Genomic DNA, 7,940 nt, shown 5'->3' on the forward strand with positions numbered 1-7,940 from the left:
GCGAGGGGCTAGCTCTCGTCCTCGAGCGGGGTGATGTAGGTGATCGCGGTGACCGAGATCGCGATGAAGGGGCGCCTGTCGCCGACGCGGTGCGTCTGCCCCCTGTCCTTGATCTCGACGTCGGTGAGGCAGATGAACTGGCGGTCGTAGGAGTTGAGGTGGTCTGACAGCCGGTAGCGCTCCCCCTTCTCGGGCTTGAAGATGTTGCCGAGGATGGTGCGCTCAGCGGTCTCCACGACCACGCGGATCTTCTTGTGCGGGACGCTCGCCGGATCCATGGGCCTCCCCCCTTCCGGATGCGGGCAGGATAGCACAGGGCGCGCCGGCGACGCGGTCGCGCGGGATCAGCGGCGCGGGCGGCCGCGCCGGCGGACGCGCGCCTCCCCGAGCAGGATCTCCGCGCTCACGGGACTCAGGCGGACGAGCTTCGTGAGCGCGAACGAAGCGGCGAGCGCGACCACGAACGAGGTCGCGACGAGCGTCCACCCGGACCCGGCACCGACCCGCAAGAACGCGAAGTGCATCGCGTAGACGCCCAGTGACGCGCCGCCGAGGCTCGCGAGCGGAGCCAGCATACGCTCCGGCGCGGACGCCGCCAAGAGAGCGAACCCCACGGCGCCCAGCACGCTCTCGACCACGTCGAGCGATGCCCGCAGCGGCGTCGCACCCATCCGCGTCGTCACGACGACCGACACCGCGACGGCCGCCAGCGCCGCGAGCCCGGCGACCCCGGCCCGAACGGGCAGGCCCTCGCTCACGCTCAACCCCATCCTGCCGAGCGCGTAGCCGCCTGCGAAGTACGGGAGCAGGCCGAGCAGCGACACGAGCCCGAAGTCCGCGGGGGACTCGAAGGTGCCCGCCTGCCGAGCCCAAACGACCGCGCCGGACAGGGCGACCGCGGCGGCCGCGATACCCGCGATGGCCCGGACGCTGTGCGCGTACCTCGAGATCAGCACCGCGATCGCGGACCAGTAGAAGGCGACGAGCAGGAACCACAGGCCCTGCCACGGATGCAGGACGACCGCGATCAGATAGCCGGGAAGAGAACCTTCGATACCGAGCAGGTCGAGGCCTGTGGACGCGAACTGAGCCACGGACCAGTGCAGCACCGCCCAGACCCCGAAGGGCACCAGCAGCCTTCGCGCGCGCCAGCCGAGCCAGTGCGCGCCGTCGTCGTCGGGCGGCGAGGTCAGGTACCCCGAGACCAGCGCGAACAGCGGCATCGCGAAGGCGGACACGAATGCGAACGCGGGCGACGAGTCACCGACGTGCAGCTTCACCGCGTGACTCAGGACGATGCCGGTCACCGCGAGGCCGCGCATCGCGTCGAGGCGAGCCGAACGAAGAGAGGTGTGATGCCCGCTCACTTCGCCTTCCCGCGCGTCGCCGACTGCGGACATCGTATGACAAGAGGCCCCGGCGGTGTCGCCGAGGCCTCGTCGGTAGCTGGTGGGCGATGTTGGATTTGAACCAACGACCTCTTCCGTGTGAAGGAAGCGCTCTCCCCCTGAGCCAATCGCCCGCATGCGGCCACCGCATCGCGGTGACGGGGAGCCATTCTAGCGGGGGCCGGAGCGGGATTCAAACGCCGCGTCCGACCGAGCCCTCCGCCGCCCGTCACGGTCAGTACGCGCCGCGCGCGCCGAACACCGCGCCCGGCGTCCGGAACAGGATCCCGAGATCCAGCGTGACAGACCAGTTCTCGATGTAGAACAGGTCGAGGCGGACCATGTCCTCGAAGCTCAGGTTCGAGCGCCCGGAGACCTGCCATAGGCCCGTCATGCCCGGGAGCACCTCCATCCGCCGCCAGTGCAGGAGCGTGTACTCACGCACCTCCGACGGCAACGGCGGCCTCGGGCCGACGAGGCTCATCTCGCCCTTGATGACGTTCAGGAGCTGCGGGAACTCGTCGATTGAGTACTTCCGCAGGAACCGCCCGACCGCAGTGACCCGCGGGTCGTCCCTCATCTTGAACAGCGGGCCGCTCGCCTCGTTGGCCTCCTCGAGCGCCGCGAGCCGAGCGTCGGCATCGGCCACCATGGAGCGGAACTTCAGCATCCCGAACGGCTTGCCACCCCTGCCCACTCGCTCCTGCGCGTAGAACACGCGGCCGGGCGACGTCAGCTTGATCCCGAGCATCACCAGCAGCCACACCGGCAGCCCGAGCGCGACGATGGTGAGCGCGATGCACAGGTCGAAGATCCGCTTGGTCACGAGGCGCCCCCGCGACAACGACACGCCGCGCACTCCGATGAGCGGGACGCCACCGACCTCCCGGACGAACACGCGGCTCGTCAGCACCTCGAACAGGCCGGACGAGACGTGGATCGTCACGGGCAGACCGCGCAGCTCGGCGATCATCCGGCTGAGCACGTCGTGGTCGAACGCAGACGAGGCGATCACCACGGCGTCGATGCAGTGCTCGTCGATCACGGAGCGCAGCTCACGTGCGTACCCAAGCACCGGCAACGACGCCGAGCAGTAGTCCAGTTCGAGCCGCTCGCTCTGCGATGAGGCCATGCAGCCCACCGGCACGAGCCCCGAGCCCGGGTGGGCTTTGAGGATGCGGATGATGTCCGCTGCCTCCGCGTTCGACCCCACGATCAACGTGCGCTGAACCCACTTGCCCCGGCGCCGCATGCGATCCAGCGATGCGCGGAGCACGAACCTCCCGACCGTCACGAACACGATGCACATCGCCCAAGCCGAGAGCGTCCACGCGCGAGAGACGCCGGGCGTCTTGAGCGCGTACGTCGCGAGGATCATCGCGACCACCCCGACGGTGAGCCCGCGAGCGACCCGCGCGAACTCGCCGGCGCCCCAGAAGAGCCGCTCGAGGTCGTAGAGCCGCTCCGCGCCGAGGAACACGATCCACATGGCTGCCACGATGACCGACAGTGTGAGATAGTCGGGTTGCCAGGGCGAGTTCTCGAGGACGACCGGCGCCCGGAGGTCGCGGAAGCGCAGCCATGCGGCGCCCAAGGAGCCGACGATCAGCATGAGTCCGTCGCACGCGACGAGCGCCGCCACCGCCCACGGCCTCCAGGTGCTCCTTGAGCCCGGAGCCGCAGGCGGGGCCTGCTCCGCCGGTCGGGTCGTCTCGTCCATGCGCAGATTATATGCGAGTGCGCCCGCCGACCGCGCTCCGTGACCGTCGGCAACGACCCGCGACGCAGTGCCGGCCGGGCGTGACGAAGCTCACATCTGGCTAAACATATAGGTGTCGCGTGACGACAATCATCCTTGAGCACGCCCAACGGCGCGTCTTGTGCTGTTATGCCGGAACGGACGTCGGACAGGGCCGTCCTCGGAACGGGGCGCCGACGATGCGGAGGTCGTAGACGTGAGACGTAGCTGCAAGCCGATGGAGCGCTGGAGCGTCCCGTGCGCCGTGGCGGCGATCGCCGTCGCGGTCGCATGGGCGCTGGGCGTCCCCTCCCTCGCCTGGGCCGCGGGCCCCTCCAGCTATGACTCCTTCCCGTGGCTGCAGGACTTCGCAGCCGACGGCGGCTATCCCGGCGGCGTCGCGCTCGACAGCGCCGGTGACGTCTTCTCCAGCGAGTGGGACGGCGCGGGCCTCGTCCGCATCAGCAAGTACGACCGCGGCACCACTTCGCGCGTGGCAACGTGGGGCACGGCCACCCTGTCCGAGCCCTGCGGCATCGACGTCGACACCTCCGACAAGATCTACGTCGCGGACCGCGCGCTCCACCAGGTGTTCGTGTACGACGCGACCGAGCCCGGCAGCGACCCGCTGCTCACGCTCGGCTCGGTGCAGTCGACCGAGGTCGGTCAGTTCGACACGCCCAACGGCGTCGCCGTCGACTCATCGGGCTACATCTACGTGGCCGACACCGGCAACAACCGCATCCAGAAGTTCACGGGCGCAGGCGCGTCGGTGCCGACCACGTTCAACCAGGGCGCCTACGGCCCGCTGTCGCTCCCGTGGCGCATCAGCGTCGACCCGATCAGCGGCGACGTCTACGTCGTCGACCAGGGCAACGCCCGCATCCTGCAGTACGCATACATCGCCGGCCAGTACGAGATCGTCCAGAGCTACGGGAACACGTCCGGACCGGGGACCTTCGTCGACGTGACCGGCGTGGGTCTCGGCGTCTACGGCGACGTGTTCGGCGCCGACGACAACCTCAACTGCCTCCTGCGCTTCTCCGACGACGGCTCGTTCCTCGCCACCATCGGAGCAGCCGGCGACGGCCCGGCTGAGTTCAACACTCCGTGGGACATGAGCGTCGATGCCTCAGGGCACGTGCTGGTGGCGGACACGAATCACGACAAGATCCAGGAACTCGACTACGTGCGTGCCGACGCCGACACCCTCCCGCCGGTCACCACATCGAACGTGCCCACCACCCCGACCTGGGTCCAGGCGCCGTTCGGCCTCGTGCTCACCGCGTTCGACGCGAGCTCCACGGTCGCGAGCACCCTGTACTCGCTCGACGGCGGCGATCCGGACCAGGCGTACACGACGACGGTCTCCGTCGCAACCGAGGGCACGACCACGGTCAAGTTCCACTCCACCGACTCGGAAGGCAACGTCGAGGCGGTCAAGACGGCGACGCTGACCGTCGACGGCTCCGCCCCGTATACCTCGACCAACTGCACGGGGACGTACGACGGCACCGCCACGATCCACCTGACCGCGACGGACAGCCTCTCCGGCGTGGCCTACACGCAGTACCAGATCGACGGCGGCATCGTGAAGTTCGGGACGGACTTCTCGGACACGAACATCGGCACGCACACCGTGACCTACCACTCCGTGGACGTCGTGGGGAACCACGAGGTCGACCGCGTGACCACGTACACAGTCCGCGTGCCCGACTCGGACCCGCCGATCACCATCGACAACATCTCGAGCTCGTGGCTCAACTCGCAGGTGACCGTCTCGCTGTCGGCCACCGACCCGATCACCGGCATGAAGGCGACCTACGTCTCGACCGACGGCGCCTACCCGACGACGGCCTACTACTCCTGGCCGATCACGTTCACCGTGTCCACCCCGGGCACGACGACCGTGAAGTTCTACTCCGAGGACCTGCGCGGGAACATCGAGGCGCTGCACACCAAGTACGTCCGGATCGACACCCAGCAGCCCCACACCACGAGCGACCTCCAGCCCTCGTACGTCGAGTCGGCCACGGTCAACCTCTCGGCCACGGACGACATGTCGGGCGTGACCACCATCTGGTGGCGCACAAGCGGCGAGTGGACCGAGGGCACCCAGATCACCTTCGACACGCCCGGCAACTTCTCGCTGTGGTACCGCTCGCAGGATGCGGCCGGCAACATGGAGGACTACCACAGCGTCACCGTCGTCGTGCTGCCGCCGGACTCCGACCCGCCGGTCACCACGCACGACATGCCCACCGGCTGGACCCCGGCGCCGCTCCCGTGTTCACTCAACGCGACCGACCCGTCCGGCATCGAACGCACCTACTACGTGACCGAGACGGTGCGCACCGACACCACGCCGACGACGGAGTACACCGGCACCTTCTGGATCTCGGCCGAGGGGACGACGTACGTCCGGTTCTTCTCGATCGACACGCGCGGCAACGTCGAGCAGGTCCGCGTCCACACGCTGACGCTCGACGCGCAGGCGCCGGTGTCATGGTCAGACGTCCAGGAATCGTACATGGCGTCGGCGACGATCAGCTTCTTCGCCACCGACAATATGTCCGGCGTCAACAGCATCTGGTCGCGGGTCGACGGCGCCGGCGGCTGGCAGATCGGCTCGCAACGCTTCGTCGGCACGTACGGCTCGCACTACGTCGAGTGGTACGCCCGTGACTTCGCGGGGCTCGACGAGGCGCCCCACCTCGCCTACTTCGTGATCGCACCACCGGACACCAACAAGCCGGTGACCACGACCAACATCGACTCCAGCTGGCATCAGGGATCGTTCACGGTGACGATGACGGCGTGGGACGCGTCGAGCACCGTCGCCGAGACCCGGTACTCCATCAACTCGCCCACGAGCCTTCCGAGCGTCTACACGACGGGGTTCGCCGTCAGCGGCGACGGCACGCAGACCGTCCGCTACCGGTCCCGGGACGTCTGGAACAACTACGAGGACACCCAGACCGCGTACGTGCTGCTCGACAACTCGCCGCCGAACACCACCTCGGACATCGCGCCCAAGTACGAGGATGTCGCGCACATCCACCTCTCCCCCGCCGACGCGTACTCGGGTGTGAACCAGACCCGCTTCAAGGTGGATTCGGGGCCGACGCAGTACGGCACCGAGACCACCGTCACCGGCTACGCGTACCACACGATGTACTGGGCGTCGAAGGACAACGTCGGCAACTGGGAGACGACGAAGTCCGCGACGTTCCGCATCACGTGGCGCAACCTCATCACCGAGGACACCGACACGAAGATCTGCTACCGCACGCCGTACATGAGCACCTTCACCTCGGCGACGGCGGGCGGCGCCTCGGACGGTACCTGGGTGCACTCCGGCGCCACGACCGGCTCGGCGATCTTCGTGAGGTTCAACGGCACGGGCATCAAGTACGACTCCGTGCGCGGTCCGAGCATGGGCATCGTGCGCGTCGTCCTCGACGACGGCACGCCCGAAGACATCGACCTGTACGCATCATCCACGCAGTACCAGAGACTCGAGTACTCGCAACAGGACCTCGCATACGGCGACCACTACCTGTACCTCTACTGGACCGGCGACAAGAACGCGGCATCCACCGGCACGACCATCTCCTTGGACAACTTCGAGATCGAGGGCACCATCGACACCGTCCCCGATTCCGCCGCGCCGGTGTCCTGGTCCGACGCGCCGTCCGCATGGCAGTCGACGAACATCACCGTGACGCTCTCCGCGACGGATGCGACGAGCGGCGTCCGCGGCATCTACTACACGACCAACGGCGCGGCGCCCTCGACCGCAGACACCTACACCGCGCCGTTCGTCATCTCGAACGAGGGGCAGACGACCCTGAAGTTCCTCGCGGTCGATCGGCGCAACAACACCGAGACGGTCCACATCGCATACCCGAGGATCGACAAGAGCCCGCCCAACACGACGAGCAACGCGACGACGTCGTACGCGAACGCCGCGACCGTCACGCTCTCCCCCGGCGACACCTTCTCCGGCGTCGCGTCCACGCACTTCCGGCTCGACGGCGGCACGCTGCGCTCCGGCACGGTGGCCACCAGCTCGGTGCCGGGAACGCACACGCTCGAGTGGTACTCGGTCGACAACGTCGGATGGACCGAGTCGACGAAGACCGCGACCTTCGTGATCAGGAAGCAGTACGAGCAGAACGACCCGGCGATCGTGTACCAGAAGCCGAGCGCCTGGACCACGGCGTCGAACCCGAGCCACTCGGCGAGTGCGGCGCTGCAGGCGAACGTGTCAGGGGCGGCGGCCATCTTCCACTTCGACGGCACCGACGTCGACGTCATCTCCTACAAGGCCACCAACCAGGGCTATGCGCGGATCGTCTTCGACGGCTCCGTGGTCGCCACCATCGACCTTTACGCATCCAGCACGCTGTACCGGCAGCGGATCTGGTCCGCCACCGGGCTGGCCGACGGACGTCACTCCGTCGTGGTCGAGTGGACGGGCGTGAAGAACGCCTCCTCGAGCGACTACCGCATCAACGTCGACCGCTTCGACGTGATCGGCTACATCGCGTCGGTGGTCGACACCGTCGCGCCCGTCACTTCATCGAGCATCGATGAGGCGTGGCGGACGACCACGCAGACGGTGTCCCTGTCCGCCATCGACGACCGTACCGCCGTCAGCGCCACGTCCTACCGCCTCAACGGCGGCGCGACCGTCACCTACACGGCACCGTTCGCCGTCTCGGCCGAGGGCACGACCACCGTCGAGTACTGGAGCGTCGACACGCTCGGCAACACCGAGACTCCCGGCAGCCGCGTCGTGCGCATCGACC

At 68.0% G+C, this 7,940-nt stretch carries 4 protein-coding genes and 1 tRNA gene; 1 reads left to right on the forward strand and 4 read right to left on the reverse strand.

Translation table 11 applies throughout. From position 1 onward, the window contains the following. Window positions 1–8 precede the first annotated feature (8 nt). The 4 genes from FDZ70_04245 to FDZ70_04260 all read right to left on the reverse strand — a co-directional run bounded on the left by FDZ70_04245 (window position 9) and on the right by FDZ70_04260 (window position 3,108). The gene (locus FDZ70_04245) at window positions 9–278 is read right to left on the reverse strand and encodes a hypothetical protein (protein TLM78473.1); all 270 of its coding nucleotides are present in this window, start codon (window positions 276–278) and stop codon (window positions 9–11) included. A gap of 66 nt (window positions 279–344) precedes the next feature. Then, window positions 345–1,400: an acyltransferase gene (locus tag FDZ70_04250; GenBank protein TLM78474.1), complete on the reverse strand. Its 1,056-nt coding sequence runs from the start codon at window positions 1,398–1,400 to the stop codon at window positions 345–347. A 47-nt stretch (window positions 1,401–1,447) separates the two neighbouring features. Further along, window positions 1,448–1,522, reverse strand: a tRNA-Val gene (locus FDZ70_04255). Between the two features lie 101 nt (window positions 1,523–1,623). Continuing rightward, window positions 1,624–3,108, reverse strand: coding sequence for a sugar transferase (locus tag FDZ70_04260; GenBank protein ID TLM78475.1), 1,485 nt, complete (start codon window positions 3,106–3,108; stop codon window positions 1,624–1,626). A 235-nt stretch (window positions 3,109–3,343) separates the two neighbouring features. Between FDZ70_04260 and FDZ70_04265 the strand changes: the two genes are divergently transcribed. Then, a partial coding sequence (locus FDZ70_04265) for a hypothetical protein (GenBank protein TLM78476.1) occupies window positions 3,344–7,940 on the forward strand: 4,597 nt, incomplete at its 3' end.

The sequence above is a fragment of the Actinomycetota bacterium genome (assembly GCA_005774595.1).
Classification (GTDB): Bacteria; Actinomycetota; Coriobacteriia; order Anaerosomatales; family D1FN1-002; genus D1FN1-002.

What these genes read in the sequence shown, in the direction of transcription:
- FDZ70_04245 (TLM78473.1), bottom strand. Translation starts at nt 278, where the DNA reads ATGGATCCGGCGAGCGTCCCGCACAAGAAGATCCGCGTGGTCGTGGAG.
- FDZ70_04250 (TLM78474.1), bottom strand. Translation starts at nt 1,400, where the DNA reads ATGTCCGCAGTCGGCGACGCGCGGGAAGGCGAAGTGAGCGGGCATCAC.
- FDZ70_04260 (TLM78475.1), bottom strand. Translation starts at nt 3,108, where the DNA reads ATGGACGAGACGACCCGACCGGCGGAGCAGGCCCCGCCTGCGGCTCCG.